Raw genomic sequence first — 23,168 nt, forward strand, 5'->3', positions numbered from 1 at the left:
TTCCTCCTACCATTTAATACCACCAGTATACCATACTCTCTATGAAAAATCCGATATTCAAAATCATGACCACCCGTCAAACGGGTGGTTTGAACAAGGGCTATAAGCCCACATCACCAGCCAGCGCCTAAAGACGCTGGCTTTCACTTTGTTCAAGCCTCACTGCTTTTGACTCGTCACTAGCCTCTTAAAGAGGCATTCGTACTACTTGCCATTATCCCTAAAGGGATCTTCATACTCTTTTACACTCAACTTATCAAGTGCTATATCATGTTTAACTCGCTTTTTAAGCTGAAGCTCGTGAAGAAATCATCCACTGGATAATTTCTTTATTCTTGTATATATTTCTTAATTGTGGCTTCATTAAGTCCAACCGTACTGACATAATATCCCTCTGCCCAGAAATGACGATTACCAAATTTGTATTTGAGATTGGCGTGTTTATCAAACATCATTAGAGCACTCTTACCTTTTAAATATCCCATAAAGCTTGATACACTTAATCGCGGAGGAATACTGACTAACATATGAACATGATCCGGCATCAGATGTCCTTCGATAATTTCTACGCCTTTATAAGTACACAAACGTCGGAATATTTCTCCCAAACTACTTCGATATTGATTATAGATGATTTTTCGTCTATACTTAAGTGTGAAGACAATGTGGTAGAACACAGCCACTTTGTATGTGATAAACTATGTGCCTTTTGCGCCATATTTTTCTCCTTTCGCTTTACAATAGGCTTGAACACCTTTATTGTATCGCGTTTGGAGTTTTTTTGGTGTAACCTTCGTCGCGCACCCGCATAGCGGGTGGTTTATTTGTCACGCACCTTACGGAGCGTGACGGACTAAAAGTCACATAACTAAAAAAGCCTGAGCGAACTCAGGCCTTAAATGAATTATGCTTCCAAGTAGTACTCTTTCACAATGTTCAAGTTTTCATCCAATTCGAATACAAGTGGTGGGAAGTTTGGAATTTCCACATCCATGATTTCGTCATCAGACAATTGTTTGATGTGTTTTACAAGGGCACGGATTGAGTTACCGTGTGCACCCACGAATACGTTTTTACCGTCTTTCAATGCTGGAGCAATTTTATCTTCCCAGAATGGAAGGGCACGCTCAAGCGTTACTTTCAAGTTTTCTGCATCTGGAATAACTGAATCATCAAGGTGTGCATAGCGACGGTCAGTGTGTGCTGAATGCTCATGATCTTTAGCCATTTCTGGTGGCAAAGTATCATAAGAACGACGCCAGATGTGAACTTGCTCATCACCAAATTCAGCAGCTGCTTCAGCTTTGTTCAAGCCAGTCAAACCACCGTAGTGACGTTCGTTCAAACGCCACGATTTTTCAACTGGTACCCACAATTGATCTGCAGCTTCAAGAGCCAAGTTTGTAGTCTTGATAGCACGTTTCAATACAGATGTGAAAGCAAGGTCAAATTCGATACCTGCTTCTTTGATCAATTTACCTGCATCGATTGCTTGTTGTGTACCTTTTTCAGACAAATCAACATCAGCCCAACCAGTGAAAAGGTTAGCTTTGTTCCATTCAGACTCACCATGGCGAGCAAAAACCAATTTTACCATTTATGAATTCTCCTTTAAATTTTGAGGTTCCCCTCTTATACTTCTCTATTTTACACGAAAAGGTAAAAAAATGCCAGCCTTTCCACAATCTGTGTACGCTTTCATTACTCTTTCATGTAAATTCAGTCTCTAGACCTATCTTTCTTCTTAGAAAAAATACAAAATAATGGTATAATAGTAAGGCTGAACACGACAGTTCAAAACGATACCACTATAGGAGTTATCATGAAAAAAGTAGCTATCGTGTCTGCCTATCGTTCTGCCATCGGCAGTTTCGGAGGTAGTCTGAAAGATATTGAAATCGCTGATTTAGGGGCGCAAGTCCTCGAAACAGCCTTAGCTAGTAAAAACATCCCTGCAGACAGCGTTGATGAAGTTATCTTCGGAAATGTTCTTTCAGCAGGACAAGGACAAAATATTGCACGTCAAATTGCTATTCGTGCAGGCATTCCTCAGACAGCCTCTGCCTATGCAGTCAATAAAGTCTGTGGTTCCGGTCTCAAATCAGTCCTCCTGGCTGCCCAGTCAATCATGCTAGGTGACAATGATGTAGTTGTGGCTGGAGGCATTGAAATTATGAGCCAGGCACCTTATCTATCCAAAACTAGCAGGTTTGGTAGTAAATTTGGTCATATTACTCTAGAAGATTCTATGCTGACAGACGGTCTAACAGATGCCTTCAACGACTATCACATGGGCATTACTGCAGAAAATGTTGCTGAACACTATCAAGTCAGTCGCGCAGAGCAAGATGCTTTTACATACAGTAGCCAAGAGAAGGCTGCGAAAGCTATTGCTGAGGGAAGATTTGTTGACGAAATTGTTCCTATTAGATTAAAAAATCGGAAAGGCGAAACTATTTTTGCCACAGATGAGTACCCTCGTCTGACGCCAATTGAAAAATTGGCAACACTTCGGCCATCTTTTAAAAAGGATGGAACCGTCACCGCAGCCAATGCTTCTGGCATCAACGACGGCTGTGCTGTCTTGATACTCATGTCTGATGAAAAAGCCAGTGAGCTAAATATCCAGCCACTCACCTATATTGAGGCCTATGCAACAAGCGGTTTAGATCCCGCATTGATGGGGCTTGGACCTATTACTGCTAGCCAAAAAGCGCTACAAAAACTGAATAAAACAGTCGAGGATATCGATCTATTCGAACTCAACGAGGCATTTGCAGCCCAATCAATTCCAGTTGTCAAACAACTCGGCATTGATCCTGCAAAAGTCAATGTCAATGGTGGTGCTATCGCCCTTGGACATCCAATCGGAGCTAGTGGTAGTCGAATCCTAGTCACTCTGATTCACGAATTAATCAAGCAAGAAAAAGAGCTTGGTCTTTGCTCACTTTGTATCGGAGGCGGTCAAGGCATCTCCCTAATCGTTTCCAATGCGCAAACAAGTTAACCTATCATTTGTACACAAAGGATATATTATGAACATCGGTATTGATAAAATCGGATTTGCGGCACCCGATTATGTTTTAGATTTGGCTGATTTAGCCCAAGCCCGCAATGTGGACCCAAATAAATTTAAGATTGGTCTTCTTCAGTCTGAAATGGCTGTAGCTCCTGTCACTCAAGATATTATCAGTCTTGGGGCAAAGGCTGCCGAAGCCATTCTGACAGAAGAAGATAAACAAACCATTGACATGGTTATTGTCGGCACAGAATCTAGCGTAGATCAAAGTAAGGCTGCCGCCGTCACCATTCATGGATTACTCGGTATTCAGCCCTTCGCTCGCTCCATCGAGATGAAGGAGGCTTGTTACGGTGCAACGGCTGGACTAAGTCTTGCCAAAAGCCATATCGCTCAATTCCCAGAATCAAAAGTCCTAGTCATTGCTAGTGATATTGCAAAGTATGGAGTCGCTTCTGGCGGTGAACCTACCCAAGGTGCTGGGGCAGTTGCCATGTTGGTAACCGCAAACCCACGAATTTTGGTCCTCAACAATGATAATGTCTGCCAGACACGTGACATCTACGACTTCTGGCGTCCCAACTACGACAAATATCCACGTGTTGATGGTAAATTTTCAACTGAACAGTACACCGATTGCTTGACGACAACTTTCGACTACTATCAACAAAAAACAGGCAAAACCCTCAACGATTTTGCTGCCATGTGCTTACATATTCCTTTCTCCAAGCAAGGGCTTAAAGGACTGCAAGCTATTGCTCAGGATGAAGAAACTCTTAGTCGCTTGACAGAACGTTTCCAGGAAGCTATCGTCTATAATAAAGTCGTCGGCAACATCTACACTGGCTCTATCTTCCTCTCTCTTCTTTCCCTTTTGGAAAATAGCAGAGCGTTAGAGACAGGGGATCAAATCCTCTTTTATAGCTATGGTAGCGGCGCTGTCTGTGAAATTTTCAGCGGTCAACTCGTTGAAGGTTATCGCAACCACTTACAAGAAAATCGTTTAGAACAACTCAATCAGCGTACAAAACTCAGCGTTAAGGAATACGAACAAGTCTTCTTTGAAGAAATTACCCTTGATGAAACCGGTTCATCCCTTGACCTACCAGAAGACCAAAGTCCCTTTGCCCTTATCAAAGTGGATAATCACAAACGTATCTATCGTAAATAAAAGCCAAAACGGCGCCCTTTGGCTCTCACCAAGGGGCGCTTTCCTATAGAAAGAGGAACCTATGTCAACTTTTTCCGGATTTTATAAAAAATCACGCCAAGAGCGCATTGATATTCTCCGTCAGAATCGTTCCCTAGCCGAAGATAGCTTAGACATTCTATACAAAGACGAAAACCTGCCAGAAGCAATTGCGGGAAAGATGGCAGAAAATCATCTAGGAACGTTTTCCTTACCTTTTTCTGTACTTCCAGAACTTCTAGTGGATGGACAAACTTACTCTGTACCGATGGTTACTGAAGAACCTTCTGTGGTTGCAGCTGCATCTTTCGGAGCCAAAATCATCGCTAAATCTGGCGGTTTTACAACGACTATTCACAACCGTATCATGATTGGACAAGTTGCTCTCTACGATATTTCGGACCATAGCAGAGCGACACAGGCGATTCTTGACCATAAGGAGAGTATTTTAGAAAATGCCAATCAAGCACACCCTTCCATTGTCAAACGAGGGGGCGGTGCAAGAGAATTGACTGTTGAGAGTAAGGATGAGTTTTTGATTGTCTATCTTCAGGTTGATGTACAAGAAGCCATGGGAGCCAATATCCTCAATAACATGTTAGAAGCTGTTAAGGATGACTTAGAAGAGCTCAGCAAGGGACAGGCTTTGATGGGAATCCTCTCCAACTATGCAACGGAGTCACTGATCACCGCCCAATGCCATATTGCCATCTCTAGTCTGGCTACCAGCTCTGCCATTGCTCAAGAAACTGCTCAAAAAATAGCCCTGGCAAGCAAACTGGCGCAAGTGGACCCTTATCGTGCTGCGACACATAACAAAGGGATTTTTAATGGTATAGATGCTGTCGTTATCGCTGCAGGAAATGACTGGCGGGCAGTCGAAGCCGGAGCCCATGCTTATGCCAGCCGTGATGGACAATACAAGGGGCTTTCTACTTGGTCTATTGATGGCGAGCACTTGGTCGGCTCCATCACCCTACCTCTTCCGATCGCCTCCGTCGGCGGCTCGATCGGGCTCAATCCAAAGGTAGCAGTCGCTTTTGACCTTCTCCAACAACCAAAGGCACGCCAATTAGCTTCTATCATCGCTTCTGTCGGTCTCTGTCAGAACTTTGCTGCCCTGCGTGCTCTTGTTACTTCAGGGATTCAGGCTGGTCACATGAAGCTCCACGCAAAATCCCTAGCGCTACTTGCTGGCGCCGAGGAGCATGAAGTAGACCAACTAGCCCAACTCCTGCGGAAAGAAAAGCACAGCAACCTAGAAACTGCTCAAAACTTATTAGCAAAAATGAGAGAACATTGGGAGTGGGAAAGACATCCATGATGGCTCCGCCCTCACCCACAGAATAATGAAAACGAACATAAAGCCCTCACTAGGTGTATAATCTTAGTGAGGGCTTTGTGGTTGACGAGTTACTGATGTTAGTCATCGCGGGAAAAACTAACCCACTCTACTGACGAGCACCCCAAAATATGCGATAGGCATGAGTATAAAAATACGACTACAATTCGGTAGATAAGCTCTCTAATTTTTAGAAGGAGGGAATTATCATGGAGGTTCTCTATCAATCTTGTGCAGGTATTGATGTCCATCAAGCCAATATTGTCGTCTGTATCCTACATGGACCACTCACCTCAACTCGTCCAAAGCGTGAGATGGCTACATTTGATACAACGACTAAAGGCCTACGTGCTTGCCACGATTTTCTCAGTCAATTTCATGTGGAAGCTGTTGGTATGGAAAGCACCGGTGTCTATTGGCGACCTGTCTGGCATGCTCTATGTGATGACTTCGAGTTGATACTCGCTCAACCAGCCCACATGAAGGCTATTCCAGGTCAGAAAACCGACAAGAAGGACGCTCACTGGATTGCCAAATTAACACGGATTGGTCTGCTTCCTCGGAGTTTCGTTCCCGATGAAACCATTCAAGAATTGAGGGAGTTGACCAGACAACGAAAACATTATGTGGAAAGTCGCAATCGAGAAACAAACCGTATCCATAAAATTCTTCAGTCAGGTGGTATCAAGCTAACAACCTATATTGAAGATATTATGGGGCTATCTGGTCGCAATCTCCTTCAGCTACTGGTTGATGGGACGCCTATTACACCTCGCATTGTCCATCAATCAGTTTACACCAGCTTGAAGAAGAAAGTGCCGCAGCTTCTGGAAGCCTTGGATGACTATTTTTCTGACCATCACCGCTTTATGTTAAAGCAGTCCTTAGAGATTTATGATTTTTATCAGAAGCAGATTGAGTTGTTGGAAGAGCGAATGAATGTCTATCTATCACAATATGAAAAACATGTAGAAATATTGGATTCCATCCCAGGCATTGATGTCATTACAGCTTCTGTTATCATTTCTGAGGTTGGAGTTGACATGAGTCAGTTTCCGACATTTGGACATTTAGCTTCTTGGGCTGGACTCTGTCCAGGTAATAATGAGAGTGCTGGTAAAAAACGAAGTACCAAGATTCGACACGGAAATTCATATTTGAAGAAATGTTTATGCCAAGCGGCCTTCGCTGTCAAAAGACAAAAAGGCAGCCCATTAGCAGAACGATATTATCAGATTCAAAGTCGGCGTGGCTCACAAAAAGCAACCATTGCACTTGCGCATCAACTATTAAAAATAGCCTATATCCTTTTAAAAGAACAGATGACTTATCCTGAATTTTTAGCACAAAAAAAAAGACTACTAGGGACGAGCTAGTAGCCTAACATAAAAAATTTTTCGCTTTGATTATATCATAGGGAGGGAGTTTTTGCATTCTTTTGAGTTTTCGTATAAGAACTCGACCAAGATAAAAAGAGTTCGTCTTCCCACCCCCGCACAGTTGATTAGGCCAGATTTGGAGTGCAAAACACGAACAAATCTGCCAATCAACCACTGCGCTGAGATGTTGACACGAACTCTGAGTAGTGGTCCTGGGCTTTTTGCCCAGCCTCACTCTATTATTTGCTCCATACGGAACTTTTGTGGTTTCATTCCTTGGCGTTCATAAAAACGGACAGCTCCTGCATTGTCAGCCCATACATCCAAGGTAAGATTGTGGCAACCCTGCTCCTTAGCATAGGAAAGAGCAAATTCATAAAGCTGCTCGCCAATTCTTTGACCACGCGCAGAATTGGCTACACACAAATCATCAATAAACAAGGTTTTAATTGGTTCTAAAACATCGCCTGTTGCGGTAGATAATTCACAAAAAAGATGCCCAACCACTTGTCCCTCTAACTCAAAGACAAAAATAGGCTTATCTGGATTTTCCAAAAGTGCTACTAATTCAGCCTCAGAAAATTTTTGACCTGCACTTTTAAAAATATCTGGTCGTGCTTGGTGATGCACCTGTAAAATATCTTGAAGCAATTCATTTAATATCGGAATGTCAGATTGTCTAGCTTTACGGATTGTCATAATACTCTCCTTTTGAGTTTTTATTATTATAGCACATGTTCATTTTTTAACAAAATAGGTCTACAGACCGATGAAGAATCTGAAAATTCGAGTATACTATAGGTGTATCCTAAAATTTTTCATAAATCTCCTAAAAAATCAGCTGGCCAAGGCTGGTTTTTTGTTGTCTTAAAACGAGAATGTGTAGTGTAGAAAACTACTAAAGTTTCTCTCTCTTTGACGCAAAATGCTTTTGCTTCATTTCCAACCTCCCAGAGTCACTCCCCTGACTCTTTGACGCAAAATACTTTTGCTTCATTTCCAACCTCCCAGAGTCACTCCCCTGACTCTGGGAGCCCCAAAACACAGAAACATACTAAGATTAGTAGTGAGGAAATCTCCGACGGGAGAAAGTACTCACTACTTTTTCTTTATGATAAAGTAGAGGTGTCTTGTTAAGTCGTAGGGCTTTTTGACGCTAGACGTCGCAACAAAAACTGGCAAGACACCTGTTTTAGAAAGAATGTTATCAAAGTATGTGGGACGCCAGACGTCGAGTATTGAAAATGACATCGCTAAAACAAGGAATCATTCAAGACAAAGAGGTAATATCATGCGAGTAGTTTTTGGGATTGATGTGAGTAAGGCAAGTTCAGAAGTGGCCATTCTAGTCAATGGTGAGAAAGTTCATGGCTATACCATATCCAATGACGCCATCGGCTTTGCTCGGCTACTTGGCGATTTGAGAACCGTCCATAAGCCAGAAATCATCTTTGAAGCAACAGGTGTCTATTCTCGCCGTCTCCAAACTTTTCTAGATGATAATGGCTATGCTTATACACGGCTTAATCCCTTAGAAACTAAGAAGCAACTGGATAGCTTGCGTGTGCGGAAAACAGATCAAATTGACGCTGAAAAACTGGCTCAATCTCAATTTGTGCTGAATCGTAAACCCACTTATGTCCAAGAAGAAGTCTACCAAAACTTGCGGGATCTCAGCCGTTTCTATCAGAATCTGACCGAGGATATTGTTCGAGCTAAAAACCGCCTGCACAGGGTCTTACAGGTCACTTTCCCTGAATTGGAAAATATCTTATCGACACCATCTGGCGAACAATACTGGAACTTAGTTATAGCTTTTCCTTGTAAGGACTGTGTACTTGAGTTAAGCAATGATGAACTCTCAAAGAGCATCCGTCTGTCCACTTCAAAACGGATTTCTGACAAGCGTGTGGCTTACTTAGCCGAGAAGCTTATAGCACTAGCTAATCAATCTTATTGTGCCGTCAAGAAAACCTCTCCAATACTGGAAGAGGTCCGTTACTATGCAAAAGAATTGCTTAGACTTTATGAACAGAGACAAGCTGTCTTAGACGAAATGGTGGAACTAGCTCAGCCATTACCTGAATATGACATTCTGCTCTCTATTCCTGGAATAGCTGAGACTACTGCAACAAGTATTATTGGTGAACTGGGAGATATTCGCCGTTTTCAGTATGCCAACCAAATCAATGCCTTTATCGGTATTGACCTGAGACACTATGAATCTGGTAACTTCCTCGCTAAGGAACACATTACCAAGCGTGGCAATCCCTACGCTAGAAAGATTCTGTTCAAGTGTATCCACAATATCGCTTCAGCCAGTCATACCAATCCTTGCCATATCGCAGACTTTTATGAGAAACGAAAAAGACAATCGCAAACGACTTCAACGAAGCCGCACACGATTGCCTCCATACATCGTCTCATTCGGACAATGTATTACCTCATTATGCATAACAAACTTTACGATTACGCTTCAACCCAAAATCGGTAAAACTGTTTATGCTCTATCATTGTAACACCTTATCAAAAAATTTCAACATAAGGTGTTGGTTTTGTATGCACTTTTTACACTAAAATGTAGTCCAAAATAAAACAATTTCCTTATTTTGACTATTGAACTCAAAATATTTTTCGTCAAATACCTTGATGGACTTGACAAATAGTAGAAAAAAAGCCCGTCGGACAAGCTAGAAAGCTTGATATGACGGGCTTTTTGATGCTTAGCCTCGCTCTTTTGTTTTTAAGCGAGGGATAAAACAGTCTATCCCCAGACTGTTTTATTTTACAGCATCCTTAAGTGCTTTACCAGCTTTGAAAGCAGGTACTTTAGATGCTGCGATTTTGATTTCTGCACCTGTTTGAGGGTTGCGGCCTGTACGTGCTGAACGCTCACGAACTTCAAAGTTACCGAAACCGATCAATTGTACTTTTTCACCAGCTGCAAGGTAGTCTGCTACTGCTCCGAATACTGCATCAACAGCTGCTGCTGAGTCTTTTTTAGTCAATGAAGTTGCTTCTGCAACTTTTGCAATCAAATCTTGTTTATTAGCCATTTGCTAAGTCCTCCAATAATTTTCTGAGTTATTACTCACTTCTATATAGTACCGAATTTTAGGCGTTTGGTCAAGTTTTTAATGCTATTTTACTGTCTTTTTCTGTAGATATCAACAATGAATTGGTCGTTGTACAAATCAATCGTATTCGCCTTTCCATACAGACCAAATTTGTTCTTCAGTTCTGTCAGTTGAACCTGTACTTGCGCTTGTTCTGAGTCTATTTTTACAAAGGCAGGTAGTTTATAATTTTTTTGTAAATAAGCTAATACCTCTGCTTTCGGCAAGGATAAACTTCCAACTGATATTTCTGTTATCCGTAACAAAATACTGCCATCTTCCATTTTGCTAGGTTGAAAATAAATATAGAGTGGGATAGTCACACCAAAAATCTGATAGCTGCCTTCAAAAACAACTTGCTGACTCGTTACGAATAATTGATAGGAAAACTCTTCCGTCTGATACTCTTTTAGATAGTTAGTGAGGGTTTGGTTGAGCTGTTCCCTATTAGTGGAGAAGGTCCCAACCTTTGTGTCTTCTGTACTAGTCTGAACGAGCTTTGTTAAATCCTCTCTATCTGTTTGAATCCGTGTATAGAGGACTATTCCGCAACCAATCAATAAAGACAACTGGGCTAAAAATAACCATTTCCAAATATTAAGGTTCCCAGCTTTCCGTGGTCTCATTCATTCTCTCCAATATCGCTTTTTTCATAATCTCATATCCAGTATTATTGGGATGGAAACTGTCTTCCTCATACAGTAAATTATTGGTAACTTGGCTACCATTTTGACTAATACCAGCCTCCCCTTCCAATCCTTTATAAAGCAAATCATTGATCGGAACAAAGTAGACATGCTGATATTTTTCAGTTATCTGTTCTGTCATCGTATTCCAATTATCAACAATTGTCTGCATTTCTGTCAATTCAGGAAAATTGAGGTAGAGTGGATTGTAAATCCCGACAACATAGATGGGAAGATTTGGTTTATTCTTACGCGCTGTCTTAATAATTGTATCCAATTGTTTTCCGTAATCTTTTGCGGGCTTATCAAAAGTTGAAACTTTGAGATTGGCAATGTTTTTAATAATAGCCTTGCGCAAATCGTTGCCACCAACTGTCAGAGTTAACAGATCTGCTGTTTTTAAGTAACTTATCAGCTCTCCATCTTCCTTCATTCGTTTAAGAATCTGATTACTGGTATTCCCAGAAACTCCGAAATTTTTATAATCTACTTCATAACCATAATCATTAGTTAGAGATTGAGCCAACAAGGGAACAAATCCCCCCTGTCCAGTTGTATCTCCAACACCTTCTGTCAAAGAATCACCAAGTGCCACATATCGAAAACTGATTTTTTCTGATACGGTAAGCTCTTGTCTGGAGATGCGAGATGAGGCAACAGGAATGAGCTGATGAAATAGAAAAATCGACCCTAGAATTGTCAGAAAAAAGAAAACAAAGCCTTGAATCAACTTCCTATTATTCATAACGAAGCAAAATAGCCCAGGCATCCTCACCAGTATGAGTTTGAATGATGGAACCTGTCTCTAAAACAGAAATTTCTTTTGAGACGTACTCTTGTAATTGACTCTTCATTTCATTTGCAAAATCTGCCGTTCCTGAATAGGAAATACCAATCTCGGCTACTTTTTTATCTGCTAGAGTTGCCGTGAACTCTTCCAGCCATTTTTTAAAGGTCTTATTGCCTCGTCCCTTGACAATCGGAGTCAGCTGATGGTCTTTCATTTCCATGATGACACGGATATTGAGTAGGCTACTCAGCATCCCTTGAACACGTCCAATACGACCACCCTTGACTAGATTTTCTAGGGTTGATACACCGATGTATAATTCCGTTTTTTCTTTGACTGTTTCAATAGCTGCAAGGATTTCTTCTTTGCTGGCACCAGCTTGTGCCATGCGTGCTGCTTCTACAACTTGGAATTTTTCAGCCTGATCTGTAAAGCTTGAATCGAGTATTGTCACATCAGCACCAGAAAGGGTTGCTCCTTGTCTAGCAGCTTCTACTGTCCCTGACAAGGCATGCGACAAGAGAATGGCAATAATCTGACTGCCGTCTTTAGCCAATTCAGCAAAAGTTTCCGCAAAGAGTCCTACTGGGGGCTGGCTTGTTTTTGGCAAGTTTTTCGACCCACGCATGAGCTCTAAGAATTCTCCTTCTTTTAAATCGTTGTCAGAGTATACGACTCCGTCAACCATTACAGATAATGGAACAACTGTTATATTCAATTCTTCGACCAAACTGGGTTCGATAGTCGTACTTGAATCCGTAACAATCTTAATCTTTGACATATTTCATCCTACAATTCTCTTCAATTTTGCCATCTATTATAACAAATTTTAACTAAAAAATAAACTTTGGACATAAGCAAAAAGGCTAGTCGCCTAACCTTTTTCTACTAATTCTTTTGCTTGATTACGGGCTGCATCTGTGATTTTGTCACCGGCTAACATCTTGGCAATTTCCTCAATACGCTCTTCTTTGGTCAAGAGACGGACACGAGAAACGGTCGAATGTTCGTCGGATATTTTCTCAATAAAGAACTGATAATCTGCAATAGCAATGACTTGTGGTAGATGAGAAATCGCCAATACTTGCCCATATTGTCCGATTTTATAAATTTTCTGGGCAATGGCCTGGGCCACACGTCCAGACACCCCTGTATCCACCTCGTCAAAGACGATGGAAGTCTTGCCTTCTTTACGGGCAAAGGCTGACTTAATGGCCAACATCAAGCGAGACAATTCTCCTCCAGAAGCCACCTTAACCAGAGGCTTGAAGTCTTCACCTGGGTTGGTAGAGATGTAAAATTCTACTGTTTCATTTCCTTCTCGATTAAATTTTCCTTTAGTAAATCGAACTTGGAAACGAGCTTTCTCCATATACAAGTCTTGCAATTCTTGGCGGATAATATCTTCTAAAACAACAGCCAATTCATGGCGTGATTGGCTGAGCTGACCTGCTCGTTCAACCAATTCTTTCTCTAAGTTCTTAAGCTGAACTTCCAAATCATCTCCAGATAAATCATTGCCTGTCAATAGATTGTATTCTTCGCTGATTTTACTAAAATAGTCCAAAACATCATCGACAGTTCCACCATATTTCTTCGTAATGGTATTGAGCAAATCCAGACGACTTTCCAATTGCATGAGACGATTGCCGTCAAAATCTAGATTATCGACCACATCGCTGAGACGCTTGGTTATATCTTCAACGACATAATAAGCTTCTGTCAGGCTAGAAGAGAGCTGTTTGTAGTCTGGATCAAATTCTTCCAGACTTTGCAAGTCACTCATAGCTGAGCGTAGGTTGTTCAAGCTTGAAAAATCTTCATTGTCTAACAGTGCATAGGCATTGGTCAGTGTATCTGCAATTTGTTTGTGGTTGAGCAGTTTATCGCGTTCCTGATTGAGTTGAATATCTTCCCCAGACTTCAAATCCGCTGCTTCGATTTCAGCAATTTGGTATTCTAGCATCTCAATCCGCGCCTTGTGTTCTTGCTCATTTTTTTGCTTTTCAAGAACTCGTTTGCGAAGACTACGATAGGCATCAAAGGTTGTCTGATAACGGTCTTTAAGACTCCAAAATTCATCTTCTCCGAAACTGTCCAAAAGACGGATATGGTGCTGGGATTTCATCAATTCTTCCTGGTCATGTTGACCATGAATATCTACTAAATATTGCCCAATCTGTTTCAAGACAGATAAATTGACCATTTGTCCATTGACACGGCTGACCGAACGGCCATTTTGCAGGATTTCACGGCGGATAATGAGTTCGTCAGCTACTTCAATCCCCTGTTCAAGCAAAATTTGCTCGAGAGCTCTGCTATTTTCAAAGGAAAAGAGCCCTTCAATCTCAGCCTTGGCGGCCCCATGTCTGATAACATCTGTCGTCGCACGCGCCCCTAGCATCAGGTTCATGGCATCAATGATAATGGATTTACCTGCACCTGTTTCACCAGATAGGATGGTCATCCCGTTTTCAAAATTCAGTGATACCTGCTCAATAATGGCGAAGTTTTTAATGGACACTTCTAGTAACATGGCTACCACCCTCTAACCGTCTGTTCGATTTGCGAAATAATACCTTCGTTTGTAACAATGAGCAGAATACTGTCATCATCAGCAATCACTGAAAAAACATGTTCTTGAAATTGTTCCAAAATCTGGCGTTTGACCACAGCAGAGCTTCCAGGTACCAGACGGAGATTAATCATTTTATCCATCACTGAGACTTCAAAAACATTCTGCGATTTTACCTTAACAAGACCTGCCTTTGGTAAACCATAAATATATCCCTTATCTGCTGATGGAACCTTAATAATGCCAAGTTCCTTGATATCACGTGAAACCGTTGCTTGTGTCGCATTGACACCCATTGCTTCTAGACGTTCAACAATTTCTTCCTGTGTATCAATAGGAAATCGGACTACCAAATCTTTAATGACTTCTAATCGTTCTCGTTTATTCATCCTTTTTAAATTCCTCATGTGCTTGATAGACTGTAGTTGTTATGACCTCTTTATCAATCTGGTTTGGTTGTGTTGATTTTTCTAAGTGCGCTAAAAATTCGATATTGCCATGACCGCCTTGAACAGGGGAAAAGCTAAGGGCTTTGACTGAGAAGCCTGTTTCCACGGCCATTTTTGTCACTTCTTCCAAGACTTTCAAGTGAACGGATTTATCCTTAACAATGCCATTTTTCCCAATCTGTTCACGTCCAGCCTCGAATTGGGGTTTGACAAGGGCAACAACCTGGCCACCCTCCGCTAAAATACGATGGAGTGCTGGCAAAATCAGACTCAATGAGATAAAGCTGACGTCAATGGACGCAAAACTTGGTTGACCAAGTTCGAAATCTCCCAACTCAGCATAGCGGAAATTGTACTGTTCCATGCTGATTACACGTTCGTCCTGACGTAATTTCCAAGCGAGTTGGTTGGTCCCTACATCCACAGCATAGACCTGCTTGGCACCAGCCTGCAACATAACATCCGTAAATCCGCCTGTTGAAGCCCCAATATCAATCGTTGTTTGACCCTCAACTGATAAGTGGAAAACCTGCAAGGCTTTCTCCAATTTGAGACCACCACGGCTGACATACTTGAGTTTTTCCCCCTTGAGCTTGAGTTCAATTCCCTCGTCAATCTTCTCACCTGGTTTATCGTAGCGTTCCCCGTTAATGACGGATATAACTAAGCCAGCCATAACACCGCGTTTGGCCTGCTCCCGCGTCTCGAAAAGCCCCTGTTTAAAAGCTAGTACATCTACTCTTTCCTTAGCCATTGATTCGTAAACTTTCTATGATTTCTTTGATTTTTTCTGTTGAAAATGGGACTTGTTTAGCCACTTGATCTAGCTCGTTGATTGCTTGATTCAAGCTATCTTCTAGAAAGACTTTTGAGGCTTCCAGTCCCATTAGGGCAGGGTAGGTAGACTTCTCAGCCAATACATCTTTTTGGGGAGTTTTTCCGATTTCCTCAAAAGTGGCTGTCACATCCAAAATATCATCCCGAACTTGAAAGGCTAGACCAATTAATTGACCCGCTTGTCGCAAATGGTTGATTACCACATCTGATTGTCCTGCAATCAAACCTGCTGCTACAAAGGGAAATGTCAATAATTTTCCAGTCTTATTGGCATGGATGGCTTGTAATTGTTCTAAGGTCAAATTCTGCCCTTCACCAGCCATATCCAAGACTTGACCAGCAACCATTCCAAAGGTCCCAGATGCCTGGGAAAGCTCTCTCACGAGAGCAAGGATGGTCTCAGCTGGTAAATCAACTTGGGCTAGGAAACCAAATGGATCTAGAAAGAGACTGTCCCCTGCTAAAATAGCCGTTGCTTCATCGTAAACCTTGTGGTTGGTCAAGCGACCACGACGGTAATCATCATTATCCATAGCAGGCAGGTCATCGTGAATCAAACTTCCCGTATGGATCAACTCGACACATGCTGCCACTTGGTAATGAGCTTGTTTTAATTCCATCCCAAAGGACTCTAAGATGGTCAATAAAAGCAAGGGGCGGATTCGTTTACCACCAGCCTGTAGCGAATAAAGAACCGATTGGTTGAGGCGTTCAGCTACCTGGGGTTGGTAAAAGTCTGCCATGGCTTCCTCAAGTCGCTGCAATTTACTGGCAACCATTAATCCATCTCCGCTTCACTGCCATCCGCCTGCATGACCTTGACCAAGGTCTTTTCAGCTTCTGCTAGTGTCTTTTGTAGGTCTTTCGATAGAACCATTCCTTTTTGAAACTCGGCCAGTGCTTCTTCCAGAGCCACATCGCCTCGCTCCAATTTGGTTACGATTCCTTCTAATTCAGCTAAGTTTTCTTCAAATGTTTTCGTCTGTTTGGACATGTTTTACCTCCACATCAAGTTGACCATCCTTCATCTGGATGGTTAGGTTTTCACCCATTTGTACATTTTCTACACTATCGATCACCCGACCATCTTGACGAATCATGGCGTAGCCACGGGCTACGATGCGACTGGTATCCAGCATAGTCAGGGCCTCAATCAGCTTGTCCGCCTTGGCCATCTTATTGTCATAGATATTAGCCATATTGCTCTTCAAGAGTCGTTCCTGCTGGATAATTCTCTCTTGGAAACTTTCTACTTTACGACCTGGATGCACACCTTGTAATCGTTGCTGTAGTAGGAGACAAGCCTGTTTCTGCTGGCTGTAGAGTTCTTTCATCCGTGTCTGCAATTGATTGGTCAAGCGGTCTAATTTTTGCAAATAACCATCATACAAGCGTTCAGGCTGGCGGAACATGACTGACTGGCTAATTTTCTCAAGCTGACCTCTTAGGAATCTCAAACGATTGGTCATGGCCTGATAGGCTCTATTTTCCTGCTGATTGAGGTAGCCCAGTAAGTCCGCCTTGGTCACAGGTGTTGCTAATTCTGCGGCAGCTGTTGGGGTAGCAGCTCGTTTATCTGCTACAAAATCAGCCAAGGTCGTATCTGTTTCATGACCTACGCTGGAAATGATTGGAATACGGGATTCAAAAATAGCCCGAACCACAATTTCTTCATTGAAAGCCCAAAGGTCTTCGATAGAACCACCGCCACGACCAACAATCAGAACATCCAAGTCATCCCGTTCATTGGCTCTTTGAATATTAGTAACAACCTCCTGAGCAGCACCATCTCCTTGCACCTTGGTCGGATAGAGAACAATCTCTACGCCTGGAAAACGTCGGCTAACGGTTGTAATAATATCCTGAATAACAGCTCCACTCGGACTGGTAATGACACCGATTTTCTTGGTAAACCGTGGCAAGGCCTGCTTGAATTCTTCTTTAAATAAGCCTTCCTGTGTCAGAGCTTGTTTGAGCTGTTCAAACTTGATTGCCAAGGCTCCAATACCATCTGGCTCAGCTTTTTCAATGACAATAGAATAAGAACCATTTGGTTCATAGAGCTGAATGCGCCCAATGACATTGATTTTCATTCCCTCTTCAAGCTCAAAGCCCAGATTCTTATAGACGCCTGCCCACATGGTCACTTGGATGACTGCCTTGTCATCCTTGAGCGAAAAATATTGATGGCTAGGGCGTTTACGGAAGTTGGACACTTGACCTGTCAAATACACCTTCTCCAAATACGGATCGCGGTCAAACTTTAATTTTAAATACTTAGTTAGATGACTAACCGATAAATATTCAACCATGTCCACTCCTTCTATATTGTATCCCTACTATTATACCAAATTTTGCACTTTTATACAGAACTAGGCCTATTATTTCCGATAGCTTTCCTATGTTTTTTTTCAACAATTTGCTATATAATAGTTTGTGAGAAAATAAGAACTTGTTGACAGGTTCTAAGGAGATTTATATGAAAATTGATGATTTGCGAAAAAGTTCTAACATTGAGGACCGCAGGGGACAATCCAGTTCTAACTCATCTTTCTCGTCTGGTTCATCTGGCGGAAATGTTCTATTGGGACTAATCTTTTCACGACTTGGTTGGAAAGGAAAACTACTTGTTCTTGTCCTTTTAGTAGCCTTCGGAGACATGTCAAACCTTGGTGGGTTGCTTTCCCCATCAACAGGGACTAATCCTTACCAATCGAGTCAAGTCACAACGACTGGTACAGATGTGTCTGATGCAGATGCTGAATTCATGAGTAAGGTTTTAGGATCGACAGAAGATTTTTGGGTCCAAGAATTTAAAGCCAATGGTTTAACCTACAATGCACCGACTATGGTTTTCTATACTAACCAGACCCAAACCGGATGTGGAGTTGGTTCCGCCCAAGCCGGTCCATTCTATTGCTCTGCTGACCGCAAGATTTATATTGATACTTCTTTCTATCAAGAATTATCTAGCAAGTATAAGGCTGCTGGTGACTTTGCCATGGCCTATGTCATCGCTCATGAAGTTGGTCACCATGTTCAGAATGAATTAGAAGTTCTTGGGGCCTACCATCAAAAACGGGCTCAACTATCCGATAAGGAAGGCAATGCGCTAAATGTTCGTTTAGAATTGCAAGCTGACTATTATGCAGGAGCCTGGGCCAAATATGTTGATGGACAAGGCATCTTGGATGCTGGTGATATTGACGAAGCCATGAATGCTGCCCATGCAGTTGGTGACGATACTCTTCAACAGGAAGCCTACGGCCGTACTGTTCCAGACAGTTTTACCCACGGCACTTCTGAGCAAAGGAAAAAATGGTTTAATCTCGGTTATACCTATGGTGACCTTGCTCACGCCAATACATTCTCCGTAGAGAAACCGTAAACATCCATAGCCTCTCGTAGCAATAAAGAAACTCTTGCAACATACACTTTTGCAAGAGTTTCTTTATAATATACAACTGACAAAAGCCAATTTACACATACGGTACCACTTTTAAATATGAAAACTGAATCATGTAAACTTACTCATCAACTCTAATTAGAGCGGTATCCTAGTTTCAAACAATATCACAATTATTATTTAGCAAACTTTAATTATTTCCAGTTATCTCTGCTGCAGACTGCACAGTTCCGTTTGGAATAATCACTGTTTTCAACAAATTATTTTCCTCGTGAATACGTCTGTATAAGATAACCATGTAGACTGGGAATAAGATGAGAAAACTATATGTTGCATGACACAATAAAGCTAAACCGATTAATTCTGGTATAATATTTAGGAAATAGTTAGGATGCTTTACAACACGAAACAACCAATGATCAACAAAACGATGATCTTTTACCAACATGAGCTTAACTGTCCAAATATCACCTAACAATCGTGTTACCCAAAATAACATTCCCATTGAAAACAGCAAGAATATCAAACCTAAGCTACTAAGCGTATCAAACTTGGTGTGTCGCACTACTGCTTCAACCAAACATGATAAATAAAATAGAATATGTACAATTGTTAATAATTTAGTATTTTGAACACCAAATTCTGAACCGCCGTTTTTCAAAATCCGTTTTTCGTTTTTAATTGAAATCTTCAAAAAATAGATTCTCACCAAAAAAACACAAATAACCAAAAAAACAATCATAAATCCCTCCTGTATTTTAACAGATTTTATCAAACACATCCATTATACAAAGTTAGACTGTCGCCATTCTATTCCTCTCCTGTTTTTTTTCTATTTTCCATTTGAGACTACAATAAAAGAGACCTGTTTTCAAAAATGGATGAAATCATGTCTCTTTTATAGTCTTTTAGTTTACTTTTAGTACCAGTCAACGAGCTGCAGACAGCTTGTACAGTCGAGTGACTGTGCAAGGTTGGAGATAGCACTTGCGGAGCAAGTCACCCCTGCAGAGTACAGCAAAGCGAGTTCAAACAATCCAGTGGAGTGTTTGAAGTTGGAAATAAGGAAACGGAGTTTCCTCTTACGTCGAAGTAATAAAAGAAAAACTAAATATTGTCTATATTTTACCTATATCAATTCATTACTATTCGCTGTACTTTGTGATTGCAAATGAATCATAAAACGCATAGTTTGTGTATCAGAAGCATAAAAAGTGTACGGAAAGCCGTGTTTTTCTAATATTTTCTGTACAATAAACAAACCAATCCCTATGCCACCATCTTTCTTATCACGACTGTAGTCTGGACGATAGAATGGACGAAAGACTTGATCCAATTCCTCGTCACTTAAAACACGTTCAACCTGATTTTCGATTATTAATTGATTTTGGCGTAGTACTACACGAATAATAGCCTCTTTACATGAGTACCGAAAGGCATTATCTAAAATATTCTTAATAGCTTTTAAGAAATAAACAGGATTTGCCTCAATGAGAACCGGTGATAGTTCTACTTCAAATTGATAGCCCTTAACCTCTGCCAAACTCTGATAACTTGTTAAAGAGGAATCAATCAACTGATCTAATCGGATTTGTTCTCTGCTTTCCTTTAAAGCCATATCAAGATTTGTCGCTTCTAAAATAGAATGAACTAACTCAGATTGTTCCTGCAAGATTTCCTTGCATTTTTTTAAATATGTATCATGGTCCTTAAATGGCCCCACATTATAAATCATGCCTTCGACTAACCCCAACATACTAGCTATTGGAGTTTTTAATTCGTGTGATGTGATACGGAGGAAATCAGACTTCTCCTTCTCACGTGCCATAGCACGTTCATTTTCCGTTCTTAATTCATCGATACTTGACAATAACTTGCTATACAGGCTGTTAATATCCTGAGCCAATATTGTTATTTCATCAGTTCCTGCAACAGCACAACTGATTCCAGACTCTAACGATTGCATTCGTCTTGTTGTTTCTGAAATTCTTGCTATTCTACGAGTGGACAGTCTACTGTAAACAAAAGCTACCGAAACTGCCAGAACAATAATCAACAGCAATATGAATGGATAAAAAGTTACCAATGTTTGACTGACATCAGATAACGAGTGAAATCCATAATTAAATAACAGATAATATGTAACTCCTTCTGCAGATGTTATCTCGGCTCCCCAAGAACCAATTTCATCAAAATCCCCATTTTCTAAATACTCGTTCTCATGCTTTTTAGCCATTTCATCATTGGGGTCTGGATAAATAATTTTTCTATCACTCGAAAAAAGACTAATAATAATATTCGGAGTTTTTATGTCGAAATCATCAATCTCAGATATAATCTTAGCTTCTGGCATCCCATCCAATTGTTTAGCCACAGTCATATAATCGTGTCTCAATTCCTGTTTCTTAACCTGATTATAATATATAGGCATAGCATAATACAATAACCCTAACAATGTTACAGAGATGAAAGAAATCATCGCAGCAACAATAATAAAATTTTTTCTGGCAATCCCCATATTAAGTACCCTCTATTTGATAACCACGACCAACTATTGTCTTCAAAGGAAGTGACGGCAATTTCTTACGGATATTCTTGATATGATTATCTAAGACACGACTATCCAATTCCGTATATCCCCATATTCCCATCATCAAGTTATCACGACTAACAATTTTCCCACGTCGTTTAGCTAAATATAGTAAAACTTCATATTCTTTTTTCGTCAATTGAACTTCTTCTTCTTCCATATAAACTGCCCCGCTAGTTGGTTGAATAAGAATTGTTCCTATCTCAATGCTATCTGTCTCTCCTTTTCCTCTCAAAATATTCTCAATCCGTTTTACCAATATAGTTGGTGAAAATGGTTTAACAACATAATCACTTATAATCTGATTAAAACTAATAAGCTGTGTATATTCGTCACCCATGGCTGTCAGCATCAAAATTGGAATCTGAGAAGTTTTGCGAATTTCCTTCAGTACTTCCAAACCTGTCATAGATGGAATCATGATATCTAAAACAATTAAATCGAATTGTTCTTCTTGAAACCTTTCTAAAGCAACCTTTCCATCAAAAACAGATTCTACCTGATAACCATGTTCTTTTAAAAACTCACAAACAACTTGACTAATAACTATGTCATCCTCTACAACCAAAATCCTTGACATTTTTATACCTCCTCGTAAAGTTCTATTATAAAATATTATTATACTTCAATTATATACCGATTCGTACAATGGTGCAACTCTATCATAGATAAATAGAGCACCATGTTCTGCTATTTCAGCTTTCTTTTGACTTCTTTTGTTTAAAACAGATAAAAAACAGACGAAACCGAGAGCATATATAGATTTGTTTGATAAACTGAACTAAACAAAAATGAAAGGAACTATCCCATTATGTGGAGTCCAAAAAAATTAACCGTATTAAAATGGTTTGATATTCTCATTCTAACAATTATTTTATTTGGAGATGGAATCATCAACTCTACTCTCCAATACATAGCCTTACAAAATCAAACTACAACTCTTCAAGAAAATTTGACATTTTCAACAATGGATAATTATAAGGCTTTGGCTCTACAGTTAGTTTGGCTCACAATAGCCATCTTCTATCTATTACTCCGAAATTTTGATTTCTCAATTTGGAAAAAACATATTTTTATTACTCCTTGGGTTCCATTACAAGCTGTTGCCTTATTCATTTTTTCTGCATTATGCTTGGATATCTATAATCTAGTATCCTATCAGTTTCTAGCTTCCAACACTCCATCCATGTTTCAACTATTTCCTAACATTGATTTATCACTGATCTTGTACTCATTGTTGAACGGATTTTATGAAGAAATTTTCTTCCTTAACTTGTGCTTACTGGTTAACCCTAAATATGCAAAATGGGCATTTTTATATTCGTTAATTATTCGATGTAGTTTCCATACCTATCAAGGTTTACTTAGTGCACTCGGTTTAGGCTTAATTCTAGGAACTATTTTCTATCTACTTTATCAAAAAATAAAACCTAAAAATTTATTACCATTTTTCCTAGCACATGCTGTGGCTGATGTTATCGGTTTAACTATTCTATCATATATTCTATACTAGTTATCTAACAGATAATTTGAACACAAGCTATCCTCATATCACCAAAGACTGAGTGGACCCCTACTAGTCATGACCACCCGTGAAAACGGGTGGTTTATTTTGTGTAATTTAGGAAAAGAGTGCCAAAAAACGCATAAAATCGTGTTGCTAAGAACGTTGATTTTATGCGTTTTATTATATGACTTATCTCAATATTTTTATTGAAATTTATATTTATGCCCAACTATACTTCTCAGAATCAATGTCCATATCTCATCTCAGCCTAGTATAGATTGAC

General features: G+C 40.4%; 22 protein-coding genes and 1 pseudogene. 7 read left to right on the plus strand and 16 right to left on the minus strand.

The features are described from left to right. Positions 1-204: 204 nt before the first annotated feature. Both tnpA and YYK_RS07145 read right to left on the minus strand, forming a co-directional pair. Positions 205-718 (minus strand): annotated as a pseudogene (tnpA, locus tag YYK_RS10035) (IS200/IS605 family transposase). A gap of 186 nt (positions 719-904) precedes the next feature. Next, a complete protein-coding gene (locus YYK_RS07145) occupies positions 905-1,597 on the minus strand; it encodes a phosphoglycerate mutase (protein WP_002936226.1) in 693 nt (230 codons plus the stop codon). Between the two features lie 225 nt (positions 1,598-1,822). Here YYK_RS07145 and YYK_RS07150 point away from each other — a divergent pair, with 225 nt between their 5' ends. The 4 genes from YYK_RS07150 (at position 1,823) to YYK_RS07165 (ending at position 6,926) form a co-directional block, all read left to right on the plus strand. Beyond that, positions 1,823-3,007 (plus strand): acetyl-CoA C-acetyltransferase, encoded by a 1,185-nt coding sequence (locus YYK_RS07150; RefSeq protein WP_012027563.1) that lies wholly within the window; start codon positions 1,823-1,825, stop codon positions 3,005-3,007. 28 nt (positions 3,008-3,035) lie between these two features. Continuing rightward, the gene (locus YYK_RS07155) at positions 3,036-4,190 is read left to right on the plus strand and encodes a hydroxymethylglutaryl-CoA synthase (RefSeq protein ID WP_012775288.1); all 1,155 of its coding nucleotides are present in this window, start codon (positions 3,036-3,038) and stop codon (positions 4,188-4,190) included. A 61-nt stretch (positions 4,191-4,251) separates the two neighbouring features. Then, entirely contained in the window at positions 4,252-5,532 is a 1,281-nt protein-coding gene (locus tag YYK_RS07160; RefSeq protein ID WP_012027565.1) for a hydroxymethylglutaryl-CoA reductase, degradative, read from the plus strand. A gap of 227 nt (positions 5,533-5,759) precedes the next feature. Further along, a complete protein-coding gene (locus YYK_RS07165; RefSeq protein ID WP_012027566.1) occupies positions 5,760-6,926 on the plus strand; it encodes an IS110 family RNA-guided transposase in 1,167 nt (388 codons plus the stop codon). A gap of 234 nt (positions 6,927-7,160) precedes the next feature. Here YYK_RS07165 and YYK_RS07175 read toward each other — a convergent pair whose 3' ends face one another. Next, a complete protein-coding gene (locus YYK_RS07175; protein WP_012027567.1) occupies positions 7,161-7,628 on the minus strand; it encodes a GNAT family N-acetyltransferase in 468 nt (155 codons plus the stop codon). A gap of 592 nt (positions 7,629-8,220) precedes the next feature. Here YYK_RS07175 and YYK_RS07180 point away from each other — a divergent pair. Next, positions 8,221-9,423: an IS110 family RNA-guided transposase gene (locus YYK_RS07180; protein WP_014917293.1), complete on the plus strand. Its 1,203-nt coding sequence runs from the start codon at positions 8,221-8,223 to the stop codon at positions 9,421-9,423. Positions 9,424-9,709: 286 nt separating this feature from the next. On the opposite strand, the gene YYK_RS07185 is transcribed toward YYK_RS07180, so the two are convergent. The 10 genes from YYK_RS07185 to xseA form a co-directional block, all read right to left on the minus strand. After that, complete coding sequence (locus YYK_RS07185; protein WP_002936247.1) at positions 9,710-9,985, minus strand: HU family DNA-binding protein; 276 nt, start codon at positions 9,983-9,985, stop codon at positions 9,710-9,712. 89 nt (positions 9,986-10,074) lie between these two features. Beyond that, a complete protein-coding gene (locus YYK_RS07190; RefSeq protein WP_012027570.1) occupies positions 10,075-10,671 on the minus strand; it encodes a YpmS family protein in 597 nt (198 codons plus the stop codon). Next, positions 10,643-11,476 (minus strand): SGNH/GDSL hydrolase family protein, encoded by an 834-nt coding sequence (locus tag YYK_RS07195; RefSeq protein ID WP_014917294.1) that lies wholly within the window; start codon positions 11,474-11,476, stop codon positions 10,643-10,645. Before YYK_RS07195 ends, YYK_RS07190 begins: the two co-directional genes overlap by 29 nt. Continuing rightward, positions 11,469-12,302: a DegV family protein gene (locus tag YYK_RS07200; RefSeq protein WP_012027572.1), complete on the minus strand. Its 834-nt coding sequence runs from the start codon at positions 12,300-12,302 to the stop codon at positions 11,469-11,471. The genes YYK_RS07195 and YYK_RS07200 overlap by 8 nt, the downstream gene beginning before the upstream one ends. A 93-nt stretch (positions 12,303-12,395) precedes the next feature. Beyond that, positions 12,396-14,057: a DNA repair protein RecN gene (gene recN / locus YYK_RS07205; protein ID WP_009910555.1), complete on the minus strand. Its 1,662-nt coding sequence runs from the start codon at positions 14,055-14,057 to the stop codon at positions 12,396-12,398. A 2-nt stretch (positions 14,058-14,059) separates the two neighbouring features. Then, on the minus strand, positions 14,060-14,485 hold the full coding sequence (locus YYK_RS07210) for an arginine repressor (RefSeq protein ID WP_002936261.1): 426 nt from the start codon (positions 14,483-14,485) through the stop codon (positions 14,060-14,062). Next, positions 14,478-15,299, minus strand: a complete 822-nt coding sequence (locus tag YYK_RS07215; protein WP_009910556.1) for a TlyA family rRNA (cytidine-2'-O)-methyltransferase — start codon at positions 15,297-15,299, stop codon at positions 14,478-14,480. Before YYK_RS07215 ends, YYK_RS07210 begins: the two co-directional genes overlap by 8 nt. Beyond that, positions 15,292-16,161: a polyprenyl synthetase family protein gene (locus YYK_RS07220; protein WP_012027575.1), complete on the minus strand. Its 870-nt coding sequence runs from the start codon at positions 16,159-16,161 to the stop codon at positions 15,292-15,294. The genes YYK_RS07215 and YYK_RS07220 overlap by 8 nt, the downstream gene beginning before the upstream one ends. Continuing rightward, positions 16,161-16,376: an exodeoxyribonuclease VII small subunit gene (locus YYK_RS07225; protein WP_002936269.1), complete on the minus strand. Its 216-nt coding sequence runs from the start codon at positions 16,374-16,376 to the stop codon at positions 16,161-16,163. The genes YYK_RS07220 and YYK_RS07225 overlap by 1 nt, the downstream gene beginning before the upstream one ends. Further along, complete coding sequence (xseA, locus tag YYK_RS07230; RefSeq protein WP_012775291.1) at positions 16,351-17,694, minus strand: exodeoxyribonuclease VII large subunit; 1,344 nt, start codon at positions 17,692-17,694, stop codon at positions 16,351-16,353. Before xseA ends, YYK_RS07225 begins: the two co-directional genes overlap by 26 nt. A 167-nt stretch (positions 17,695-17,861) precedes the next feature. Here xseA and ypfJ point away from each other — a divergent pair, with 167 nt between their 5' ends. Further along, a complete protein-coding gene (gene ypfJ, locus YYK_RS07235) occupies positions 17,862-18,770 on the plus strand; it encodes a KPN_02809 family neutral zinc metallopeptidase (protein WP_014917295.1) in 909 nt (302 codons plus the stop codon). Between the two features lie 208 nt (positions 18,771-18,978). Here ypfJ and YYK_RS07240 read toward each other — a convergent pair whose 3' ends face one another. The 3 genes from YYK_RS07240 to YYK_RS07250 form a co-directional block, all read right to left on the minus strand. Beyond that, entirely contained in the window at positions 18,979-19,530 is a 552-nt protein-coding gene (locus YYK_RS07240) for an isoprenylcysteine carboxyl methyltransferase family protein (protein ID WP_012775293.1), read from the minus strand. Between the two features lie 387 nt (positions 19,531-19,917). Continuing rightward, on the minus strand, positions 19,918-21,306 hold the full coding sequence (locus tag YYK_RS07245) for a sensor histidine kinase (RefSeq protein ID WP_009910561.1): 1,389 nt from the start codon (positions 21,304-21,306) through the stop codon (positions 19,918-19,920). 1 nt (position 21,307) lies between these two features. Next, complete coding sequence (locus YYK_RS07250) at positions 21,308-21,958, minus strand: response regulator transcription factor (protein WP_002936279.1); 651 nt, start codon at positions 21,956-21,958, stop codon at positions 21,308-21,310. 231 nt (positions 21,959-22,189) lie between these two features. Between YYK_RS07250 and YYK_RS07255 the strand changes: the two genes are divergently transcribed. After that, positions 22,190-22,891 (plus strand): CPBP family glutamic-type intramembrane protease, encoded by a 702-nt coding sequence (locus tag YYK_RS07255; RefSeq protein WP_012028427.1) that lies wholly within the window; start codon positions 22,190-22,192, stop codon positions 22,889-22,891. Positions 22,892-23,168: the final 277 nt, after the last annotated feature.

This window comes from Streptococcus suis S735, from assembly GCF_000294495.1.
GTDB classification, from domain to species: domain Bacteria; phylum Bacillota; class Bacilli; order Lactobacillales; family Streptococcaceae; genus Streptococcus; species Streptococcus suis.

Coding starts and splice junctions, on each gene's coding strand:
- YYK_RS07245 (WP_009910561.1), bottom strand. CDS start 21,306: ATGGGGATTGCCAGAAAAAATTTTATTATTGTTGCTGCGATGATTTCT.
- YYK_RS07145 (WP_002936226.1), bottom strand. CDS start 1,597: ATGGTAAAATTGGTTTTTGCTCGCCATGGTGAGTCTGAATGGAACAAA.
- YYK_RS07210 (WP_002936261.1), bottom strand. CDS start 14,485: ATGAATAAACGAGAACGATTAGAAGTCATTAAAGATTTGGTAGTCCGA.
- YYK_RS07195 (WP_014917294.1), bottom strand. CDS start 11,476: ATGAATAATAGGAAGTTGATTCAAGGCTTTGTTTTCTTTTTTCTGACA.
- YYK_RS07150 (WP_012027563.1), top strand. CDS start 1,823: ATGAAAAAAGTAGCTATCGTGTCTGCCTATCGTTCTGCCATCGGCAGT.
- YYK_RS07160 (WP_012027565.1), top strand. CDS start 4,252: ATGTCAACTTTTTCCGGATTTTATAAAAAATCACGCCAAGAGCGCATT.
- YYK_RS07185 (WP_002936247.1), bottom strand. CDS start 9,985: ATGGCTAATAAACAAGATTTGATTGCAAAAGTTGCAGAAGCAACTTCA.
- YYK_RS07215 (WP_009910556.1), bottom strand. CDS start 15,299: ATGGCTAAGGAAAGAGTAGATGTACTAGCTTTTAAACAGGGGCTTTTC.
- YYK_RS07220 (WP_012027575.1), bottom strand. CDS start 16,161: ATGGTTGCCAGTAAATTGCAGCGACTTGAGGAAGCCATGGCAGACTTT.
- YYK_RS07225 (WP_002936269.1), bottom strand. CDS start 16,376: ATGTCCAAACAGACGAAAACATTTGAAGAAAACTTAGCTGAATTAGAA.
- YYK_RS07200 (WP_012027572.1), bottom strand. CDS start 12,302: ATGTCAAAGATTAAGATTGTTACGGATTCAAGTACGACTATCGAACCC.
- YYK_RS07155 (WP_012775288.1), top strand. CDS start 3,036: ATGAACATCGGTATTGATAAAATCGGATTTGCGGCACCCGATTATGTT.
- xseA (WP_012775291.1), bottom strand. CDS start 17,694: ATGGTTGAATATTTATCGGTTAGTCATCTAACTAAGTATTTAAAATTA.
- YYK_RS07190 (WP_012027570.1), bottom strand. CDS start 10,671: ATGAGACCACGGAAAGCTGGGAACCTTAATATTTGGAAATGGTTATTT.
- YYK_RS07250 (WP_002936279.1), bottom strand. CDS start 21,958: ATGTCAAGGATTTTGGTTGTAGAGGATGACATAGTTATTAGTCAAGTT.
- YYK_RS07175 (WP_012027567.1), bottom strand. CDS start 7,628: ATGACAATCCGTAAAGCTAGACAATCTGACATTCCGATATTAAATGAA.
- YYK_RS07165 (WP_012027566.1), top strand. CDS start 5,760: ATGGAGGTTCTCTATCAATCTTGTGCAGGTATTGATGTCCATCAAGCC.
- YYK_RS07255 (WP_012028427.1), top strand. CDS start 22,190: ATGTGGAGTCCAAAAAAATTAACCGTATTAAAATGGTTTGATATTCTC.
- ypfJ (WP_014917295.1), top strand. CDS start 17,862: ATGAAAATTGATGATTTGCGAAAAAGTTCTAACATTGAGGACCGCAGG.
- YYK_RS07240 (WP_012775293.1), bottom strand. CDS start 19,530: ATGATTGTTTTTTTGGTTATTTGTGTTTTTTTGGTGAGAATCTATTTT.
- recN (WP_009910555.1), bottom strand. CDS start 14,057: ATGTTACTAGAAGTGTCCATTAAAAACTTCGCCATTATTGAGCAGGTA.
- YYK_RS07180 (WP_014917293.1), top strand. CDS start 8,221: ATGCGAGTAGTTTTTGGGATTGATGTGAGTAAGGCAAGTTCAGAAGTG.